The 20,073-nt window shown below is 58.1% G+C and carries 21 protein-coding genes; all 21 read right to left on the reverse strand.

Annotated features, from left to right (window positions below; genetic code table 11):
* Positions 1-52: 52 nt before the first annotated feature.
* The gene (locus tag C772_RS02740) at positions 53-862 is read right to left on the reverse strand and encodes a ribonuclease HII (protein ID WP_035001299.1); all 810 of its coding nucleotides are present in this window, start codon (positions 860-862) and stop codon (positions 53-55) included.
* Between the two features lie 103 nt (positions 863-965).
* Positions 966-1,817, reverse strand: a complete 852-nt coding sequence (gene ylqF / locus C772_RS02745) for a ribosome biogenesis GTPase YlqF (RefSeq protein ID WP_008297215.1) — start codon at positions 1,815-1,817, stop codon at positions 966-968.
* A gap of 14 nt (positions 1,818-1,831) precedes the next feature.
* The gene (gene lepB, locus C772_RS02750; protein WP_008297216.1) at positions 1,832-2,389 is read right to left on the reverse strand and encodes a signal peptidase I; all 558 of its coding nucleotides are present in this window, start codon (positions 2,387-2,389) and stop codon (positions 1,832-1,834) included.
* Between the two features lie 100 nt (positions 2,390-2,489).
* A complete protein-coding gene (rplS, locus tag C772_RS02755) occupies positions 2,490-2,834 on the reverse strand; it encodes a 50S ribosomal protein L19 (RefSeq protein ID WP_008297217.1) in 345 nt (114 codons plus the stop codon).
* Positions 2,835-2,963: 129 nt separating this feature from the next.
* On the reverse strand, positions 2,964-3,698 hold the full coding sequence (gene trmD / locus C772_RS02760) for a tRNA (guanosine(37)-N1)-methyltransferase TrmD (RefSeq protein WP_008297219.1): 735 nt from the start codon (positions 3,696-3,698) through the stop codon (positions 2,964-2,966).
* Positions 3,698-4,213, reverse strand: coding sequence for a ribosome maturation factor RimM (gene rimM / locus C772_RS02765; protein WP_008297220.1), 516 nt, complete (start codon positions 4,211-4,213; stop codon positions 3,698-3,700). The genes trmD and rimM overlap by 1 nt, the downstream gene beginning before the upstream one ends.
* Before the next feature lie 64 nt (positions 4,214-4,277).
* Positions 4,278-4,508: a KH domain-containing protein gene (locus C772_RS02770; protein ID WP_008297223.1), complete on the reverse strand. Its 231-nt coding sequence runs from the start codon at positions 4,506-4,508 to the stop codon at positions 4,278-4,280.
* A gap of 18 nt (positions 4,509-4,526) precedes the next feature.
* Positions 4,527-4,799: a 30S ribosomal protein S16 gene (rpsP, locus tag C772_RS02775; RefSeq protein ID WP_008297224.1), complete on the reverse strand. Its 273-nt coding sequence runs from the start codon at positions 4,797-4,799 to the stop codon at positions 4,527-4,529.
* 363 nt (positions 4,800-5,162) lie between these two features.
* Positions 5,163-6,521 carry a signal recognition particle protein gene (gene ffh, locus C772_RS02780; RefSeq protein ID WP_008297227.1) on the reverse strand — a complete coding sequence of 453 codons (1,359 nt, stop codon included), beginning with the start codon at positions 6,519-6,521 and terminating at the stop codon, positions 5,163-5,165.
* 18 nt (positions 6,522-6,539) lie between these two features.
* Complete coding sequence (locus C772_RS02785) at positions 6,540-6,875, reverse strand: putative DNA-binding protein (protein WP_008297229.1); 336 nt, start codon at positions 6,873-6,875, stop codon at positions 6,540-6,542.
* A 78-nt stretch (positions 6,876-6,953) separates the two neighbouring features.
* Entirely contained in the window at positions 6,954-7,970 is a 1,017-nt protein-coding gene (ftsY, locus tag C772_RS02790) for a signal recognition particle-docking protein FtsY (RefSeq protein WP_008297230.1), read from the reverse strand.
* The gene (smc, locus tag C772_RS02795) at positions 7,967-11,575 is read right to left on the reverse strand and encodes a chromosome segregation protein SMC (RefSeq protein ID WP_008297232.1); all 3,609 of its coding nucleotides are present in this window, start codon (positions 11,573-11,575) and stop codon (positions 7,967-7,969) included. Before smc ends, ftsY begins: the two co-directional genes overlap by 4 nt.
* 1 nt (position 11,576) lies before the next feature.
* Complete coding sequence (rnc, locus tag C772_RS02800; protein ID WP_008297234.1) at positions 11,577-12,338, reverse strand: ribonuclease III; 762 nt, start codon at positions 12,336-12,338, stop codon at positions 11,577-11,579.
* A gap of 123 nt (positions 12,339-12,461) precedes the next feature.
* Entirely contained in the window at positions 12,462-12,698 is a 237-nt protein-coding gene (acpP, locus tag C772_RS02805; RefSeq protein ID WP_008297236.1) for an acyl carrier protein, read from the reverse strand.
* 114 nt (positions 12,699-12,812) lie between these two features.
* On the reverse strand, positions 12,813-13,559 hold the full coding sequence (gene fabG, locus C772_RS02810) for a 3-oxoacyl-[acyl-carrier-protein] reductase (protein ID WP_008297238.1): 747 nt from the start codon (positions 13,557-13,559) through the stop codon (positions 12,813-12,815).
* Positions 13,560-14,504, reverse strand: a complete 945-nt coding sequence (gene fabD, locus C772_RS02815; RefSeq protein ID WP_008297241.1) for an ACP S-malonyltransferase — start codon at positions 14,502-14,504, stop codon at positions 13,560-13,562.
* Positions 14,497-15,492: a phosphate acyltransferase PlsX gene (gene plsX, locus C772_RS02820; protein ID WP_008297243.1), complete on the reverse strand. Its 996-nt coding sequence runs from the start codon at positions 15,490-15,492 to the stop codon at positions 14,497-14,499. The genes fabD and plsX overlap by 8 nt, the downstream gene beginning before the upstream one ends.
* On the reverse strand, positions 15,489-16,067 hold the full coding sequence (gene fapR / locus C772_RS02825) for a transcription factor FapR (protein WP_008297245.1): 579 nt from the start codon (positions 16,065-16,067) through the stop codon (positions 15,489-15,491). Before fapR ends, plsX begins: the two co-directional genes overlap by 4 nt.
* 309 nt (positions 16,068-16,376) lie before the next feature.
* On the reverse strand, positions 16,377-18,413 hold the full coding sequence (gene recG / locus C772_RS02830; protein WP_035001241.1) for an ATP-dependent DNA helicase RecG: 2,037 nt from the start codon (positions 18,411-18,413) through the stop codon (positions 16,377-16,379).
* Positions 18,406-19,308, reverse strand: coding sequence for an L-serine ammonia-lyase, iron-sulfur-dependent, subunit alpha (gene sdaAA / locus C772_RS02835; RefSeq protein ID WP_008297248.1), 903 nt, complete (start codon positions 19,306-19,308; stop codon positions 18,406-18,408). The genes recG and sdaAA overlap by 8 nt, the downstream gene beginning before the upstream one ends.
* Positions 19,309-19,323: 15 nt before the next feature.
* Positions 19,324-19,986, reverse strand: a complete 663-nt coding sequence (gene sdaAB / locus C772_RS02840; protein ID WP_008297250.1) for an L-serine ammonia-lyase, iron-sulfur-dependent subunit beta — start codon at positions 19,984-19,986, stop codon at positions 19,324-19,326.
* Between the last annotated feature and the right edge of the window lie 87 nt (positions 19,987-20,073).

Below are 20,073 nucleotides of genomic sequence, written 5' to 3' on the forward strand. Positions count from 1 at the left end.
CCAATCGAACTGCTTGAATAGTTTCTTGCCATCCCCCATTGTAATCAACCCGTCACAGGTTGTCCATAATTGTCTTTTCCTGAACCGGCTTTCCGCTGGTTCCGACAAGAAATCCGGCCACCGGCGCGAATGTCTTCCGGTGTTCCGGGCAGGGGCCATGCGCTTTTAGCGCCTCCAGATGTGCGGCAGTGCTATATCCCGCATGGCGGCAAAAGCCGTATGCAGGGTATTGTTCATGAAGCCTGTCCATATAGGCATCCCGCTCCGTCTTGGCCAGAACCGATGCTGCCGCCACACACAGGCTTTGCGCATCCGCCTTTACGACCGGATGGCAAGGGACATCCGCTTGGAGCGCCATGGCATCGGCGATGACCGCATCCGGCCTTACGGAAAGGCCGGCCACCGCCCGTTCCATCGACTCGCGCGTGGCCCGGTAGATGTTCAGCCGGTCGATTTCCGCCGCCGGCTGGACATGGACCGACCAGGCGACCGCATGCTTCCGGATTACCTCTGCCAGGCGTTCCCGCGCCTCACGGGACATTGCCTTCGAGTCGTCCAGTCCCGCCAATTCCGGGCAGGACGGCGGCAGGATGACGGCAGCCGTCACCACAGGGCCGGCAAGCGGCCCCCTCCCCGCCTCATCCACGCCGGCCACCGGTGAATCCGTGCTCCGCCGGAATCCTGCGTCGAACCGTTCCTTTTCAAGATGCCGCTCTAGTTCGAGCCGCTTTTTTTCCATTCTGCGGGCATAGGAAGCAAGCAGCTTCCGGACGCCTGCCCGGCTGTCGTTCCTAAGCTCGAGGAAGTACGGATCCCCCTCTTCCGCTGTCTCCAGCCATGCCCTCACTTCACTGATTGTCATTTTCGCCACTATGAATCAGGCCTTTCCCGTCTTATGTATGTTCCCGGAACCATCCGGAACCGGGCATGAAAAGAGGCACGCCCCGCTGCGGCGGCGTGCCTGTTCACTGATCTTCCGAAAAGTCAAATGTCAGTTTGCCGAACTGCTGGTCCCGGACGTCCCGGACAATCAGTTCTGACACACTGTCATAGTCGATGGTGCCGCCTTTTTCGTAGACCTTGCGGAGTTCGCCGATCCGCTCATAGGCCCCCGGTATGTCGCCGTCCAGCGAGCGGAAGCCATAGCGTTCCTCCAGGCGGTCCGGATAGTGGCCCTCAAGGAATTTGAGCGCATAGACCGCCAGCTCCTGCTGATCGGTGATGGCATCCTTGATCGCCCCGGTAAGCGCCAGTTTATAGCCGGCCTCCGGGTCCTCGAATTTCGGCCAGAGAATGCCCGGCGTATCGAGAAGCTCCAGCTCCTTGCCGACCTTGATCCATTGCTGGGCCTTGGTGACGCCGGGGGTATTCCCCGTCCTTGCGATATTCTTTTTGGCGAGACGGTTGATGAGGGTCGACTTCCCGACATTCGGGATGCCGACGATCATCGCGCGTATGGCCCTCGGGCGGATGCCCTTCGCCTTCATGCGGTCCCATTTCTCCTTGAGGATTTGCTGGGCCGCCTTTGTCACCTGCTGAAGGCCTCTTCCGTCAAGCGAGTTGACCGCCACGGCTTCTGTGCCGCTTTGCCTGAACCTCTCCAGCCAGCGGGCGGTCTCGGCCTCGTCGGCCATGTCTTTCTTGTTCAGGATGACAAGCCGGGGTTTCCGGCTGATGATGTCATCGATCATCGGGTTTCTGGAAGACTGCGGGAGCCTGGCATCGACCAGCTCGAAAACGATGTCGACCATTTTCAGCTGTTCGGTGACTTCCCGCCTGGCCTTCGCCATATGTCCCGGGAACCATTGGATTGTCATGTCTTACACCTCCGTCACTTGACGAACCCGATATCTTCCATCGGCCAGAAGATCAGGCTCGTGCTGCCGATGATTTCATCGAACGGGATGACACCGATATGGCGGGAATCCTTGCTGAACCGCCGGTTATCTCCCATGACGAAGACATGGCCCTCCGGTACGGTCTCCCGCTGAATTTTGTCTTCAAGCGTAAAGTCCTCGGTCAGTGTTCCGTCGGTGACCGCTTCCTTATACTCATCCAGGTACGGTTCATCATAAGCTTCGCCGTTGATGAACAGCTGATCGTCCCGGTACTCGATATGATCCCCCGGAAGCCCGATGACCCGCTTGATGTAATCTTTCTGTTCCGGTGCATGGAAGACAACGATATCAAAACGCTCCGGCTCTCCGATTGTATAGCCGATTTTGTTGACGATCATCTTGTCTCCATCCTCGAGCGTCGGCATCATGGACTCCCCGTCTACGACAATCGGCGTAAAGAGGAAATACCGGATGATGGCAGCCAGCCCGAACGCGATAAGAAGGACTTTCGTCCATTCCCACAGTTCATTTTTCTTTTTCTCTTCTGTCATCCCGTTGGCCTCCCTGTTCAATCTGATTCCATTATAGAGTGTATGAAAGACTGAGGCAAAAAGAAAAGGAGCCGGCAGGCCGGCCCCTTTCGGATGTCGATTATCGGATTTCTTTGATGCGGGCAGCTTTTCCGCGAAGGTTGCGGAGGTAGTACAGCTTCGCACGGCGTACTTTACCGCGGCGAGTCACTTCAAGGTTCGCGATTTTCGGCGTGTGCACAGGGAATGTACGCTCAACTCCTACACCGTAGGAAATTTTGCGGACTGTGAATGTCTCGCTGATGCCGCCGCCGCGACGCTTGATGACAACCCCTTCGTAAACCTGGATCCGCTCACGCGTACCCTCGACGACTTTTACGTGTACACGTACTGTATCGCCCGGGCGGAATGCCGGAAGGTCTGTACGAAGTTGTTCCTTCGTGATTTCTGCAATAATGTTTTGCATGTTTTCCTCTCCTTACTACAGATGCTCATGCACAAATTGCCTTTGCAGCGGAACACCGTAATCGAGTGCTTCACGCAGAAGCACGGGACTTATCATACCACAGGTGCGGCCTCCAGGCAAGTCCGGGACTTAATCTTCTTCCTGCCAGCCGAGCTTTCGGAGCACTTCCTTCTGCCGGCCGGTAAGTTCGGCTTCCCCGAGGAGGTCGGGCCTGCGCTCCAATGTGCGCCGGAGCGACTGCTCCTCGCGCCAGCGCTCGATTTCGGCATGGTTTCCGGACAAGAGGACATCGGGCACTTTCATCCCCCTGAAGTCCGCGGGACGGGTGTAGTGGGGATGCTCCAGGAACCCCGTAGAGAACGAATCAAGCGCAGGGGACTCCTCATTTCCGAGGACGCCTGGCAGCAGCCGGACAACACTGTCGATGACCGTCATCGCCGCCAGTTCCCCTCCGGTGAGGACAAAGTCACCGATGGAGATCTCGTCGGTGATAAGGTGTTCGCGGATGCGTTCATCATAGCCCTCATAGTGGCCGCACAGGAAGATGAGGTCGTCTTCCTGCGCCAGCTCCTCGGCCTTTTTCTGGGTGAACCGTTCTCCCTGCGGGCACATGAGGATGATTCTTGGGGAATGGCCTTCCGTTAGGTTTTCCACGGCGCGGAAAAGCGGCTCCGGCTTCAGGACCATGCCGGCCCCTCCGCCGTAGGGATAGTCGTCGACCTTATGATGCTTGTCCGTGGCGAATTCACGGAAATCGCGTACCGTAAGGCTCACGGCGCCGCTTTCCTGCGCCCGTTTCAGGATGGATGCATTGAATACGCCGCCGAACATTTCCGGGAAGATGGACAGGACCGAAATATTCATCAGGACAGCAGCCCTTCGATCGGATCGATGACGATCCGCCCGTTTTCGGGATCGACTTCCAGGACGACATGCTCGATATACGGAATGTAGTGCATCTTGCCTTCCGGCGGCTTGACCGCCCAGACATCATTTGCGCCTGTTTCCAGAACCTCGGTCACCTTGCCGATCTCCCGGCCATCCTGGTCGACAACGGTGCAGCCGATGATCTCATGGTGGTAGAATTCGCCTTCTTCCAGTTCCCCGAGGTCTGCTTCGGACACTTTAAGGATGCCGTCGCGATATTTTTCCACGTCATTGATGTTTGGGTGGCCCTCGAAAGTGAGGAGATCGAAGTTCTTATGGACCCGGTGGGAGGCCACAGTCAGCATGACCGGCTCTTTGGCGCCCGGCATGAAGAGTGCGAGACGGGCCCCTTTCGCATAGCGCTCCTCAGGGAAGTCCGTACGCGACATCACGCGAACTTCACCGCGGATGCCGTGCGTGTTGACGATTTTTCCGACGTTATACCAGTTCATCCGTCGTCCTCCTTCATCGGTTTTCCGGGGTATGAAAAAGGAAGGAACCTGAATCGTCCCTTCCTTAATCCATGATGTCGACGCGCACCCGTTTCCGGCCTGCGCCTTCAGCTGAATTTACGACAGTCCGGATCGCGGATGCCACCCGGCCCTGTTTGCCGATCACTTTCCCCATGTCTTCCGGGTGGACGGACAGCGAGCAGACGAGTCTGCCCTGCCGTTCTTCCACGCCGATCCGGACATCATCCGGATGATCAACGAGCGGTTTGACGATCGTTTCAATCAGCTTTTTCATCATGTCGCCTCCGTCAAATTATTTTGCGGTCTTGGCGTTATGGAATTTCTCCATGATGCCCTGCGTAGCGAGCAGGTTGCGTACTGTATCAGAAGGCTTCGCGCCGTTCTGGAGCCATTTGAGTGCAAGCTCTTCGTCGATCTTGAGCTCAGCCGGCGTCGTGAGCGGGTTGTATGTGCCGATCGTTTCGATCTGGCGGCCGTCACGAGGGGAACGGGAATCTGCTACTACGATACGATAGAAAGGCGTCTTTTTTGCGCCCATACGCTTAAGTCGAATTTTAACTGCCATGGTTAGCACCTCCGAATAGTTTCACACAAGATAGTATATTACCAAGTCATTTTTGGTTTGTAAAGTGTTTTTTCTTAACACCATGATTTCCAGCAGATTTCCGCTACGAGCCCTTGTCGGCCAACGCTGTCGCTTTTGGCCACAGACGCCGTTCTTCGTGACGGCGCCCGCTAGTCCGCGGGCCGCCGCCGAGCCCCGCGACTGCGTCTTGCTAGCCTGCTGCCCAACGCTTCGCTTGTGGGCGCAGACGCCAGCCTTCGTACTGGCTTATGCCCGGCTTTTCCCGCAGGTGTCTCGGGCTCTCCGCTCCAATCTGCCCAAAAATCACACAAGCAATAAAGACCGTTATTGTCTCTACAACATTTATTTGAACAGCGAGTCGAGTCCCGGCATTTTCATTTTGCGTTTGCCTTTGCCCTGCTGCATGTTCGACATTTGTTTCATCATCTTTTTCATCTCGTCGAATTGCTTGAGCAGGCGGTTGACTTCCTGGATGGACGTGCCGGAGCCGCGCGCGATGCGCTTTTTTCGGCTGGAGTTGATGATTTCCGGCTTGGATTTTTCCTCGGTCGTCATCGATTTGATGACGGCCTCCACCCGGCCCATCTGTTTTTCATCCACCTTCACGTTGTCGATGCCCTTGATCTTGCCGGCGCCCGGAAGCATTTTGAGGATCTCGTCAAGAGGCCCCATCTGCTTCACCTGCTCCAGCTGCTCAAGGAAGTCGTCGAACGTAAACGACTGGTCCCGGAACTTCTGCTCCAGTTCCTTCGCTTTCTGCTCGTCAACATTGGACTGGGCCTTTTCGATCAGCGACATGACGTCGCCCATGCCGAGGATCCGGGAAGCCATGCGCTCCGGATGGAAGGATTCGAGCGCGTCGAGCTTCTCGCCCATCCCGGCAAACTTGATCGGCTTGCCGGTGACGGAGCGGATCGAGAGCGCGGCACCGCCGCGGGTGTCGCCGTCGAGCTTCGTCAGGACAACGCCGGTCACGCCGACCTGCTGGTCGAATGTTTCCGCCACGTTTGCGGCAACCTGGCCGGTCATCGCATCGACGACGAGGTAGACCTCATCCGGATTCACTGCCTCATGAATATCCCGGAGTTCCTGCATAAGGTCCTCATCGATCTGGAGACGGCCCGCCGTGTCGATGAAGACGACATCGTGGTGGTCTTCCTTCGCCTTGGCGATGGCCTGTTTGGCGATATCGACCGGGTTCGCCTCGGTCCCGAGCTGGAAAACCGGCATGCCGAGCTGCTTGCCGATCGTCTCCAGCTGCTGGATCGCTGCCGGCCGGTAGACGTCGGCAGCGGCCAGCAGCGGTTTCCGGTTGTATTTCTTGCGGATAAGGTTTGCGAGCTTGCCGGTTGTCGTGGTTTTCCCGGCGCCCTGCAGACCGACCATCATGATGACGGTCGGCGGCTTTTTCGCAAAGGTGATGGTTTCGGCTTCGCCGCCCATCAGGTCAGCCAGCTCATCGCGGACGATCTTGACGACCTGCTGTCCCGGCGTCAGGCTTTCCATGACGTCCGAGCCGACAGCCCGTTCACTTACTTTCTTGACGAATTCCTTGACGACCTTCAGGTTGACGTCGGCCTCGATCAGCGCGAAGCGGACCTCGCGCATCATTTCTTTGACGTCGGCCTCGGTCACTTTCCCCTTGCCCTTGATTTTCTGTAGCGTTTGCTGCAGGCGCTCGCCCAATCCTTCAAATGCCATCGATTGCCCGCCTCCTAATCAGTCGAATTCTTTCAGTTCATTCAGCCGCCGGATGATTTCGCCGGCGTCTGTCCCGCCCTTTTCCACATCGGCCGCAAGCGCGTCGACCGCTTCTCGCCGCTGGCGGAACTTGCTGAAAAGCTGGAGCTTCTGCTCGTACTCTTCAAGCATCGCTTCCGTACGGCGGATATTGTCATAGACCGCCTGGCGGGAGACATCATATTGTTCCGCAATCTCCCCCAGGGACAGGTCGTTCAGATAATACAGGTCCATATAGCTCCGTTGCTTCTCGGTCAGCAGTGCCTGATAGAAGTCAAACAGGAAGTTCATCCGGGTCGTTTTTTCAAGCAGCATGAAAGCCCCTCCTTCCCGTCTCCGTCATGAGCATTCTATACAGGGCGGATCGTCCTGTCAAGTAAATCCCCTTGTCTTTCAATCTTCCTCTGGAGACTCGCCGAGAGTCTCGGCTTCCTGCTCGAGCCCTTCTGCGAACAGGCCGTATACATACCGTTCGGCGTCAAACGGCTGAAGGTCTTCCATGCCTTCCCCGAGACCGACAAACTTGACCGGGATGCCAAGCTTATTCCGGATGGCGAGCACGATGCCGCCTTTCGCGGTGCCGTCCAGCTTTGTCAGGACGATGCCTGTCACATCCGTCGCCTCTTTGAATGTCTCTGCCTGGATGAGGGCGTTCTGCCCGGTCGTCGCATCAAGCGCAAGCAAGGTCTCATGCGGCGCGCCCGGAAGCTCCCGGCCGATCACCCTGTGCACCTTTTCGAGCTCGTTCATCAGGTTGACCTTGTTCTGGAGCCGTCCTGCGGTATCACAGATCAGGACGTCCACTTTCCGGTTTTTCGCAGCCCTCACCGCATCATACATGACGGCTGCAGGGTCAGAATTTTCCGCCTGCCGGATCACTTCGGCTCCCACGCGGTCACCCCATACCTGAAGCTGATCGATCGCTCCGGCACGGAATGTATCCCCCGCTGCAAGCATGACCGTCTTGCCTTCCCGGATAAAGCGGTGGGCAAGTTTGCCGATTGTCGTCGTCTTGCCGACGCCGTTGACACCTACGAGGAGGATGACCGTAGGGCCCTCCTCCTGCATGTTGAGGCCGCCTTCGCCCTCCTCGCCTTTGCGGTAGATATCGACCAGTTTCTCGGAGATGGCGGTCTGGAGGCCTTCCGTATCTTTGACGTTCCTTCGCTGCACCTCAAACCGGAGATCGTCCATCAGCTGCATGACTGTCTCGAATCCGACATCCGCCTGAAGCAGGAGATCTTCCAGCTCCTCGAAAAAGTCTTCATCCACTTTCCGGTAACGGGCAATGAGGTCATTCACTTTAGAGGTGAACGACGTTCTCGTCTTTTCCAGACCGTCCTTGTATTTTTCCGTCGTTTCATCCGGCTTTCCGGTCATTTTCTCTCTCAGCTTCTTGAAAAAGCTCATGATCCCGCTCCTTTCGGGCCAGTCCCGACAGAAGGGACCGGCTCCTCGTATTCCACTTCGCTGCCTTCCGTCAGCCTGACGGAGACCGGTTTCGAAATTCCTGACTCCTGCATAGTGATGCCGTAAAGCACATCGGCACCTTCCATCGTCCCCTTCCGGTGGGTAATCACGATGAACTGTGTCTCGCTGCTGAATTTCTTCAGGTAATCGCTGTAGCGGAGCACATTGGCCTCGTCCAGCGCCGCCTCGACTTCGTCCAGTACGCAAAACGGCACGGGCCGCACTTTCAGGATGGCGAACAGCAGCGCGATTGCGGTCAATGCCCGCTCCCCGCCGGAAAGCAGGCTCAGGTTCTGCAGTTTCTTGCCCGGCGGGCATGCGACGATATCGATGCCGGTCCGGAGCATGTCGTCCGGATCGGTGAGGACAAGCTCCGTCCTGCCGCCTCCGAACAGTTCCTTGAAGACGATGCCGAACTGCCTGCTGACTGCGTGGAATGTGCTGCTGAACCGCTCCGTCACTTCTGTATCCATCTCGTCTATCGCGCTCTCAAGCGTCTCTTTGGCTTCGAGCAGATCATTGCGCTGATCCGTGAGGAACGCATGGCGCTCCGAGACGCTCTCGAATTCCCCGATCGAAGCAGTGTTGACCGGGCCCAGCTCTTCGATCGACTGCTTCAGGAGCCGCACTTTCTTTCGGGCTTCGTCCGCGCTGAGGTTTTCCGGGAATCTGATTCCTTCTTCCGGAAGTTCATCGATCCCGTAATCTTCCTCGAGCGAATTTTGCAATGCTTCAAGCTCATAGGTGATCCGGCCCGCACGGAGCTCGGCCTCCCGTACGGAGGCTGAATGCGCAGCCCTCTTTTCGGACGTGCGCCGGAATCTCGCTTCCGCGGACGCGATGGACTGCTGGAGCGCCTCCCGCCGCTTAAGCGCTTCAGACAGGTCTTTTTCAAGGGAAGTCTTTTTCTGTCTCCAATCACGAAGTTCGTTCTCGGCTTCCTCGGGGCTTGAACCGGCATCCCCTCCGGCCGTCCACTGCATCTCTTCCCGAAGACGCTCCGCCCTGGCAAGGCGCCCGGCAAGCTCCTCCTCGACTGCCGCTCCGGCAGCTTCAGATTGTGCAAGCTGTTCGGCAACCACGGCTGCTTCCTGCCTCAGTTCGCCGAGCCGGTTGTTCATCCGGTCGCGCTCAGTGCGCCCCTCTTCATAAAGGCCCGTCATCTCCTCGATTTCGTTTGATGACCGGCTGAGTTCTTCCTTGAGGGCTGCCTGCCGTGATTCTGCTTCACGGATGCGGCTGCGGATCCCTGATGCAAGGACCGTCGTACCGGATTCCTCGTCACCAAACAGGGAAAGACGGTCTGCCAGGCGCCGCTCAGCCGCCTTCAGTTCCGCGACCCTGCCGACGAGTGCGACTTCTTTCTCCGTCAGTGCTTCGCGTTCTTCCCTCACCCGTTCGTGGTTCCGGGATTCTTCCGCCAGTTGCTGTTTCAGCGAGGCAATGGCCGTTTCGGCATTGCCGATCGACTTTTCGAGCCGCCCGGCATCGGCGGTCACCTGTTCCAGCTCCGCTTTTCTCATGAAGATCGGATTGCCCCGGTCTGTTCCGCCGCCGGTCATCGAACCGCCGGCATTGACGACATCACCGTCCAGCGTCACGACACGGTAGCGGTGTCCGGTCAGCCCGGCAATTTCATTGGCCCCTTTCAGGGTGCGGGAGATGAGGACGTTGCCAAGCAGGTTCTGCACGATTGGCATGTACTTTTCTTCCGCGGTCACGACCGTGTCCCCTGTACCGATAAAGTCGCCGTGGGAAGATGCACGGGATAGGGAGGAAGCATCGACCCGGCGCGGCTTCATCACGGACAGCGGCAGGAATGTGGCCCGGCCCTTCCGGCTGTTTTTCAGATAGCCGATCGCCTGGCGGGCATCGGCCTCCGTGACAGTGACGATATTCTGCGCTGCGGCACCGAGGGCCGTTTCCGCTGCACCGGAGAACTCTTTTTTCACGGCGACGAGTGAGGCGACCGCCCCTTCGATGCCGTCCAGGCGGTTGCTTTCGGCCGCCCGGAGCACTTCACGGACACCGGTATGGAATCCGGCGAATTCCGCTTCCATCGAAAGAAGGGCTTCCCGCCGGCCCTTCAGCTTCTCAAGCAGGCTGTAGGCCTTGTACAGCTGCTCCTGTTTCCCGTTCAGCTCGGCAGCGGTGCGTTCCCTTGACGAAGCCAGTTCCGTTTCATCGGACCGTACGGACAAAAGCCGCTCCTTTAGGACGGCGAGCTCCTCTTCTGCCACGGACAGGGCTGCGGAGGCTTCCTCCCATTCCGCACGGGCCTCGCCTGCACGCGTACGGTTCCGTTCGGCCGATTCGGACTGGTATTCAAGCTGCTGTGCAAGATGCTTGAGTTCATTTTTCACGGCAGCTTCTTCGTTCAGCAGTTCGATATAGGCTGATTTCAGTTCGTCGATCTTTCGGGCCGTCTCATCCAGCGGGCGGTCCATGACTTCCTGAAGCCGGCGGATTTCGGAACGTGTTTCCCGGAGGGTCTTTTTCCGGCTGTCCGCTTCCTGCCCGGCCTGTTCCTTCCGCTGTCTGAGCCTTGCAGCCGCTTCTTCGGTTTCGGCAAGGTCTTCGCGCAGCCTTTCCAGCTGCCGCTCGGCATGGGTCTTCCGCTCTGCAAGCACCTGTTTGCGGCCTTCCCACTTCTCGACGTTCGCCCCCGCTTCCGCAAGCGCGGTGTGCAGGCCATCCAGCCTTGCTGACAGTTTCTCTGCTTCTTCACGGAGACGGCCGAGTTCCGCTTCATGGAGTCCGGCCTCTTCCGCGGCAGCCCGCTCAAGCCCGGACGCCTCCTCAAGGCGTTTGCGGACTTCCTGCAGCTGCTTTTCATTTTCCCGGATGTCATGGGACAGCAATGCAGTGCCGATTTCATTCAGCTCACCGGACATTGCAAGATAATCCTTTGCGGCGGACGCCTGGATCCTGAGCGGTTCAAGGCGTCCGTCCAGCTCGTGAAGGATGTCAAGCACCCGGTTCAGGTTGTCTTCCGTTTCGAACAGCTTATGTTCGGCCTTGCGGCGGCGCTGCTTATACTTGAGCACGCCCGCCGCCTCCTCGAAGATCGCACGGCGGTCTTCCGGCTTGCTGTTCAGGATTTCGTCGACACGCCCCTGTGAAATGACGGAGAACGCTTCCTTGCCGAGCCCCGAATCCATAAACAGATCAACGATGTCCCGGAGGCGGCAGTCCTGCCGGTTAATCTGGTATTCACTGTCTCCCGAGCGGAACACCCGCCGCGTGATGCTGACCTCACTAAAGTCGAGCGGCACGCGGCCGTCCGAGTTGTCGAGAACCAGGGTAACCTCTGCGAAATTCAGCGCCTTCCTCGAATCACTTCCGGAGAAGATGACATCTTCCATCTTGCCCCCGCGGAGGGTTTTTGCCGACTGTTCGCCGAGGACCCAGCGGATGGCGTCGGTGATGTTGCTTTTTCCGCTTCCGTTCGGGCCCACGACCGCGGTCACCCCCGGCACAAAGTCCAGGCCGATCCGTTCGCCGAACGACTTGAACCCGATGATTTCGAGTCGCTTCAGATACAAATTATTCCGCCTGCCCTTCAGTCTTGCGCAGTTCGCTGATGGCGTGGCGGGCCGCCAGCTGCTCCGCCTCTTTCTTCGACTTGCCCTCGCCGCGGCCCAATTCGTCGCCGCCGATCGTGACGGCCGAAACGAACACGCGATCATGCGCGGGTCCCTTTTCGTCCACAATCCGGTAGTTAAGCTGGCCGCTGGACGACTGCTGCACCATTTCCTGGAGCTGGCTCTTGTAATCCATCACATGGGAAAAAGCACCGACCTTCACTTTCGGGAAGACGATCTGTTCAAGGAATCCGACCACCTTGTCGAATCCGTTGTCCAGATAAAGCGCACCGACAAATGCTTCAAACACGTCGGCCAGAAGAGACGGCCGTGTGCGTCCTCCGGTCTGCTCTTCGCCTTTGCCGAGGAGCACGTAGCGGCCGAAATCCAGCTCGTCCGCAAACTGGACGAGGGACGGTTCGCAGACAATTGCAGCGCGGAGCTTGGTCAGTTCGCCTTCGCTCATGGATGGATAAGTTTCAAAAAGAAAACGGGAGACGGCCAGTTCCAGGACGGCATCGCCCAGAAATTCAAGGCGCTCGTTGTCGTCATGGATCCTTCTCCGGTGCTCGTTCACATACGAGGAGTGCGTGAATGCACGGTACAGGAGGGTCGGGTCACTGAACGTGAAGCCGATGTTCTCCTCGAAATCGGCAAATCGCTTATGGACAGATTCCGGGTAGGAACCTTTTTTGATGTGGCGCTCTTTTTTGTTCATAGTCATCAGATCTGCCTTTCCGTTGTGGATATATGCTAAGTTTACCCCTTTCGGCAGGGTAACGCAAAATGGCAAAAGAGGCTGGCGCCCGTCCGTATCCGGACTGCTCGCCTGCCTCTTCAAAACCGATCATGCGGTCTTTTCTTCAATATAAGAAACTGCGTCTCCGACAGTCCCGATCTTCTCCGCGTCCTCGTCGGAGATTTCAAGGTCGAATTCGTCCTCGAGCTCCATCACGAGCTCTACGACGTCAAGGGAGTCCGCGCCAAGATCCTCACGGAAGGATGCTTCGGGCTTCACTTCGCTCTCATCAACGCCAAGACGGTCGACAATCACCTTTGTCACACGTTCCAGAACAGTTGCCAATCCATTCACCTCCTCTCAAGGGAGAGTCTGTTTATCGGTTCGCTTCCGGCTGTTGCCTGAAGTTTTTCCGGCCACCCAATCAGTATGACAGGCAGCCCGTTTCGGGACAAGGGGTTACATGACCATTCCGCCGTCAACATGCAGCGTCTGGCCGGTGATGTACCCAGCATCCTCCGAAGCGAGGAAGACGACCGCACGGGCCACGTGCTCCGGATCCCCGAGGTTTCCGAGCGGGATTTGTGCCTGCATCGCTTCCTTCACATCTTCAGGAAGCTTGTCCGTCATGTCCGTCGTGATGAATCCGGGTGCAACGGCATTGACACGGATTCCCCGTGCAGCCAGTTCCTTGGCGGCCGTCTTTGTCAGTCCGATGACGCCCGCCTTTGCGGCAACGTAGTTGGCCTGGCCGGCATTTCCGGCGACGCCTACCACGGATGCCAGATTGACGATCGTGCCGGACCGTTTTTTCATCATCGGCCGCGCGACGGCCTTTGTGCAGAGGAAGACCCCTTTCAGGTTGGTCGACAGCACGTCATCCCATTCTTCCTCCTTCATGCGCATGAGGAGGTTGTCCTTCGTGATGCCCGCGTTGTTGACGAGGATGTCGACGGAGCCGAAGCGCTCCATCGTCTCGTCGACAAGCTGCTTGACGTCTTCCTGGCTGCTGACCGAGGCGCGGACGGCAAACGCCTCCCCGCCCGCATCCTCGATCATCCGGACGGTCTCTGCGGCCTTGTCTTCGCTGCCTGCATAGTTTACGGCGACCTTCGCGCCTTCTTTTGCAAGGGCAATGGCAATCGCCCGCCCGATGCCGCGGGAAGCCCCCGTCACAATAGCGGATTTACCGGTAAGTTTGCCCATTCACGACCATCCTTTCGCCGTCTCGACGGCCTTGTTCAATGTTTCCGTATCTTCGACCCTGAGCACGGTGGCGGAACGGTCGATTTTCCGGATCAGCCCGGACAGCACGCCGCCCGGACCGCATTCGATAAAGAGTGTCACGCCGAGGTCCAGCATGTTCCTGACGGATTCTTCCCAGCGCACCGGAGAATACAGCTGCTCCACGAGAAGCTGTTTGGTCTGTTCGGGATCCCGGACAGGTTCTGCGGTGACATTTGCGATCACCGGGAATTCCGCTTCGCTGAACCCGACGGAATCCAGCTGCGCCTGGAGCTTTTGTGCCGCAGGCTTCATGAGCGAGGAGTGGAATGGCCCGCTCACGTCTAGCGGGATCGCCCGCTTGGCGCCTGCCGCCTTCGCTGCCTCGCAAGCCAGTTCGACACCGCGCTTGCTGCCGGAAATAACGATCTGTCCCGGGCAGTTCAGGTTGGCCGGCTGCACCGGATGCCCTTCTCCGGTCACAACATCCGTCACGCGCTTCAGCTCTTCGGCACCGAGGCCGAGGATGGCGGCCATCGAGCCTTCTCCCGCCGGGACGGCCTCGTTCATGTACAAACCTCTGCGATGGACCGTCTCCGCGGCGTCGCCGAACGTCAGAACGCCCGCCGAAACAAGTGCCGTATATTCGCCGAGGCTATGACCGGCAGCGTAATCCGGCCGGATGCCCGCTTCCTTGAGTGCGGCATCAATCGCCGCGCCAGCCGTCAGCAGGGCAGGCTGTGCATGGTAGGTGAGTGTCAGTTCTTCCTGAGGGCCTTCCTGCATCAGCCCGCCCAGCCCGATGCCGAGGCGGCTGTCCGCTTCATCAGCGAAGCTGCTGAACGCGGCGCCTGTTCCGATAAATTCCGAGGCCATGCCGACTTTCTGCGAACCCTGGCCAGGGAAGACAAATGCGATCTTACTCATGTTCCCCCATCCTTCCGATCGTCTCTCCGATACGCTCCGTCACACCGTGTCCGGCCATGGTCCTTGCCTGGCGGATGGCGTTCATGACGGCGTTGGCATTCGAGGAGCCGTGTGCCTTGATCAGCGGTGCTTTCAGGCCGAACAGGCCGGCACCGCCGTACTCTGTGTAGTCCATTTTCTTTTTCAGATCCTTGAGCCCGTCCTTGACGAGGAGGCCGGCGATCTTGCCTTTTGCATTGGACATGAAGGCGTCTTTCATCATGGACATCAGCCCCTGGGCTGTGCCCTCGATCGTCTTCAGCACCATATTGCCGGTGAAGCCGTCGGTCACGACGACGTCGGCGACTCCTCCCAGCAGATCTCTCGCTTCCACATTTCCGATAAAGTTGACCGGACAGCCGGCCAGGAGGGCGTGGGCTTCCTTGGTTAGTTCGTTTCCCTTGTTTTCTTCGGTGCCGATATTGAGAAGGCCCACCCGGGGATTTTGGATGCCGCGGACCTGCTCGGCATAGATGCTTCCCATAATTGCGTACTGCGCAAGATGCTGCGGCTTCGCGTCGGCATTCGCCCCCATGTCAAGCATGACAAACCCATTCCCGTCGAGAGTCGGGAGGGTCGGCGCAAGAGCGGGACGGTCAACCCCGTCAAGACGGCCGACAACGAAAAGCCCCGCGGCCATGAGCGCTCCCGTATTCCCGGCGCTGACGCCCGCATCGGCCTCCCCGTCCCGGACGGCCTGTGCCATGCGGACCATGGATGAATCCTTTTTCCGCCTGACAGCGCGGACCGGTTCGTCCTCCCCTTCGATTTTCTCGGTGCAATGGATGATCTCAAGGCGCTCATGCGCCCCGATCATCGGCTCGATCCGGCCGGAATCCCCGTATAGCCGGATCCGGATATCAGGGAACGCCTCCAGTGCCTGCCGCACTCCTTCCACTGCCGCATCAGGGGCATGGTCGCCCCCCATTCCGTCTACTGCTATGATCATGATTGTCCCTCTTTTCCGCTCTCGTGGGTCCGGTACATTTCAAATGTTCCGGTGAAAACAGGCTCATCACCCACCGTCGAGATAACCTCCACGATTGACCGGCGGGGCCGTTTATCCGGCCGGACCGCCGCTTTTGCAACGACACGCTCTCCCGCCCTCACCGGCTTGATGAAGTTCAGCGATGATTTTGCGGTAAGCGCAAGCTCATCATCGATGACCGCCACGGCAAGGGAGTTGGCCTGTGCGAACAGATGATGCCCCCTTGCGATGCCGTTGCGCTGGAAGACGTGGTCCTTCGTGACGTCGAACACGGACACCGCACGCTTGTCCAGCTCAATATCGATGATGTCGCCGATCACTTCGTCGATCGGCAGCGACTTCACGTCGTCAAGCGACCGGACGGCCACATCTTTCAGGCGTTCCCGCAGTTCAGGAATCCCCTTCTCCATCCGGTCGAGGCGTATGGTCTGGACGCTGACCCCGAAATGTTCGGCGAGGTCGCCGTCCGTGAGCAGCGGGTTCTCCTCCAGCAGCGATGACAGGCGGGCCTGGCGCTCTCGTTTCTGCAGTTTCATGTTTTCACCACCGGATTTAGCACTTGGTACTAATATGAGTATATAAAACCATCGGGGCAGATTGCAACCGTGCATGGAAACTTTGTACTTGCCACGTTTCTAATCTATCTTCCGGATTTCAGCTTTGGGCACAGGCGCCTTTCTCGTGAGGCGCAAGTACGGAGGCCGGCGTCTGTAGATGTCAACATCTCATCGCTCTATGTCAACGTCTCACACCGGTATGTTAACGTTTCGGTAAAATGCACGTGTCTTGGCCTTTTTACGACCGCTACTTTTGTAAAACACAAAAATCCGGCGAACGGATTCGGGTCAGTCGATCCGTTCGTCGGACAGGGCTCCTGATTGTTCGATCATCGTCCGGAGTGTTTCGTATTCTGTGCCGTTCCAGAATGCCTCGGATGCGATAAGCTGTTCCGCGTCCAGCCTGGCTGTATTGAGTGCACGATAGTCATGGACGGGATCGGCCACCTTGAAGTCCGGCATGCCGCTCTGCTTTTTCCCGAAAAAGTCGCCCGGGCCGCGAAGCTCCAGGTCCTTTTCGGCAAGCCGGAAGCCGTCGTTCGTCTCGGTCATCGACTGCATCCGCTCCTTGCCGATTTCCGTCTTCGGATCTGCCAGAAGCACGCAGTAGGATTTATGCGCCCCGCGGCCCACGCGGCCGCGAAGCTGGTGCAGCTGCGCAAGGCCAAAACGCTCGGCATCCGAGATGACCATGAATGACGCATTCGGAACGTTCACGCCGACTTCTACGACCGTCGTCGAGACGAGCACGTGCAGCCCGCCTTCGGAGAATTCGCGCATGACCGCTTCCTTATCATCGGGATGGAGGCGTCCGTGCATGAGCCCGACGTTGAACCTGCCGCCGAAATACTGCCGGATCTGTTCATACATATCGACCGCATTCTGGACGTCCAGCTTGTCGGACTCTTCGATAAGAGGACAGATGACGTATGCCTGTCGACCCTCCTGGAGCTCCCTCCCCATCCGCTTAAGGACAGCCGTCAGCGCTTCTCGCTTTGTCCAGTAGGTTTCGATCGGCTGGCGGCCAGCCGGCATCTCGTCAAGGATGGAGACATCCATCTCACCAAATGCCGTGATGGCAAGCGTCCGGGGAATCGGCGTCGCAGTCATGAACAGCACATCCGGATCCTCCCCCTTTTCCTTCAGGACCCGGCGCTGCTCCACTCCGAACCGGTGCTGCTCGTCCGTGATGACCAGCCCGAGTTTCCTGAATACGACATCCGGCTGGATCAGGGCATGAGTGCCGATAACGAGGTCGATTTCGCCCTCTGCCAGCTTTTCAAGGATGATCCGGCGAGCTTTCGCCTTTGTGGAGCCCGACAGCAGGGCCATTCGGACACCAAAGGGTTCCAGCCAGTCCGCAAGTGTCTGGGCATGCTGCTCTGCGAGGATTTCCGTCGGTGCCATGAGCGCCCCCTGCGCACCGGCAGTGACTGTCGCATAAAGGGCAATCGCTGCCACGGCGGTCTTTCCCGATCCCACGTCACCCTGAAGAAGCCGGTTCATGCGCACCGGCTCCTTCAGCTCTGCACAAAGCTCATTGACGACCCTCTTCTGCGCGCCGGTGAGCTCGAAAGGCAGTGAGTCGATGAATGCCCTCAGCTTCTCCAGGTCATAATGGAGTTCCGTCCCCTTGCCCGTTTCTTTCCTGACCTTTTTGATCGCCTGCATCTTCAGCTGGTAGCCGAGGAACTCCTCGTAGACAAAGCGGCGGCGGGCATGCTTGACATGTTCCGCATCGCGCGGAAAATGCATGCCCTCTAGCGCTTCCGCGATTCCCGGCAGCTTATATTTTTCCAGGAGGTCGGCAGGCATCGGATCCGGCAGGTCGCCCGCCACAGCATCAAGGGCCGAGCGGATGTACCGGCGGATCGTCTTCTGGTGCATGCCGCCCTTCAGGCTGTAGACCGGCTCAAAATCCTCCCCTGCCTGCTTCGGTCCTTCCTTGAAGGAGCTGACGTTGATGGTCTGCCGTCCGCGGTCCCATTTTCCGGTGACGGTGATTGTCATGCCCGGCGTCAGGCGGTTCTTGAGATAATGCTGGTTGAAGAATACCGCCTTCACGAGATGGCGTCCCGCCAAAAGGCGGATCTGCAGCCTGGACCTGTTTTTTCCGGAAAAGAAAACGGAAGGCTCGCTTTCGACCCTTCCTTCAATGGTGACCCGTTCTTCGTGGGGGGTTTCCGCCAAATCCTTCAGACGGTTGTCCTCATGGCGGTAAGGGAACATCATGACAAGGTCCCCTACCGTCCGGACCCCCAGGTTCTCAAGGGATGCGGCAGCTTCTTTTCCGATGCCCTTCAGAGTAGTGACCGGTTCAGTCAACCACACTTTCTTCCGCCTTCTTTCCGAAGATCTCCGCCTCGAGCCGCTTGCCCGTCGGTGTCGCGGCAAGGCCTCCCTTTGCCGTTTCGCGCAATGCGGACGGCATCGACCGGCCGATCCGGTGCATGGCTTCAATCACTTCGTCGGTCGGGATCACACTTGTGACGCCTGCAAGCGCCATATCCGCCCCGACCAGCGCCTTGGCTGCACCCATCGCATTGCGCTTGACGCACGGCACTTCTACCAGTCCAGCCACCGGGTCACAGACCAGTCCGAGCATGTTCTTCATGACGATGGAAAACGCTTCTGCACTTTGCTGCGGCGTGCCGCCGGCCATCTCAACAATTGCCGCGGCAGCCATCGAAGCTGCCGAGCCTGTTTCCGCCTGGCAGCCGCCTGCGGCTCCGGAGATGGATGCATTGTTCGCCACGACAAATCCGAATGCCCCTGATGTGAACAGGAAGTTGATCATCTGTTCACGTGTCGGGTTCAGCTTGTCCTTCACGGCAAACAATGTGCCCGGCACAATGCCCGCTGCGCCTGCCGTAGGCGTCGCACAGATCATGCCCATTGCAGCATTGACTTCATTGGTCGCGACAGCCTTGCTCACGGCATCTAGAAGAAGATTTCCGGAAAGCGATTTGCCGCTCTTGATATAGTTCTGGATCAGGACAGCATCGCCGCCGGTCAGCCCGGACGTCGAACTGACGCCTTTCAGCCCCTTTTCGACCGCTTCCTCCATGACTTCGAGATTGCGCTCCATCTGTGCGATTACATCTTCGCGGGAACGCTTGGTGATGAGCATTTCCTGCTCGATCATGATTTCGGAAATCGGCCGTCCGGATTCCTCCGCGAGCCCGACCAGTTCTTTAACTGTAGAAAATAGAATATCCAATGGGAATCCCCCTTATCAGTCTGCAAGTATCGAAACTTGAGTCACATTGTCCAGGTCAGAGATGAGACGGATCATGGAGTCGGTGATGATCTGGTCGACTTCGATGACCATAAGCGCCATCTCGCCCTTTTCTTTTCGCCCGCACTCCATGTGTGCGATATTGATGCCGTCTGCCGCGAGCGCATTTGCGACGCTCGCGATGACACCGGGACGGTCGTGGTGGACGATCAGCAGCGCAGGGTAGTGCCCGGTCAGCCTGAGCGTAAAGCCATTCAGTTCCGTCACTTCCATCTTGCCGCCGCCGATCGAAATGCCTGTCAGTTCCATTTCGCCATCAGCGTCACCGATCCGGATTTTTGCGGTATTCGGATGTTCCGGCTCTTCGGATTCTGTGATAAATTCGAACTTCAGCCCGACCTGTTCCGCTTCATCGAAAGCCGTGCGGATCCGTTCGTCATCCGTATCGTAGTCAAGAAGCCCGCCGATAATCGCAACATCGGTGCCGTGGCCTTTGTAAGTTTCCGCAAATGATCCGTACAGGCGGATTTCCGCCCAGTCCGGCTGTCGCCCGAACAGCGTCCTGGCCACACGGCCGATCCTCGCGGCTCCCGCTGTATGCGAGGATGAAGGCCCGACCATGACCGGACCGATAATATCAAAAACCGATCTGAATTTCATAAGTTGAAGTCCTCCTTGAGGGACGTTTTCCCTATTTTACATGATTTCGTGACTTTTCTCAAAACACACGTTCGCTGCAAACGCTTT

This window comes from Bhargavaea cecembensis DSE10, from assembly GCF_000348905.1.
GTDB classification, from domain to species: domain Bacteria; phylum Bacillota; class Bacilli; order Bacillales_A; family Planococcaceae; genus Bhargavaea; species Bhargavaea cecembensis.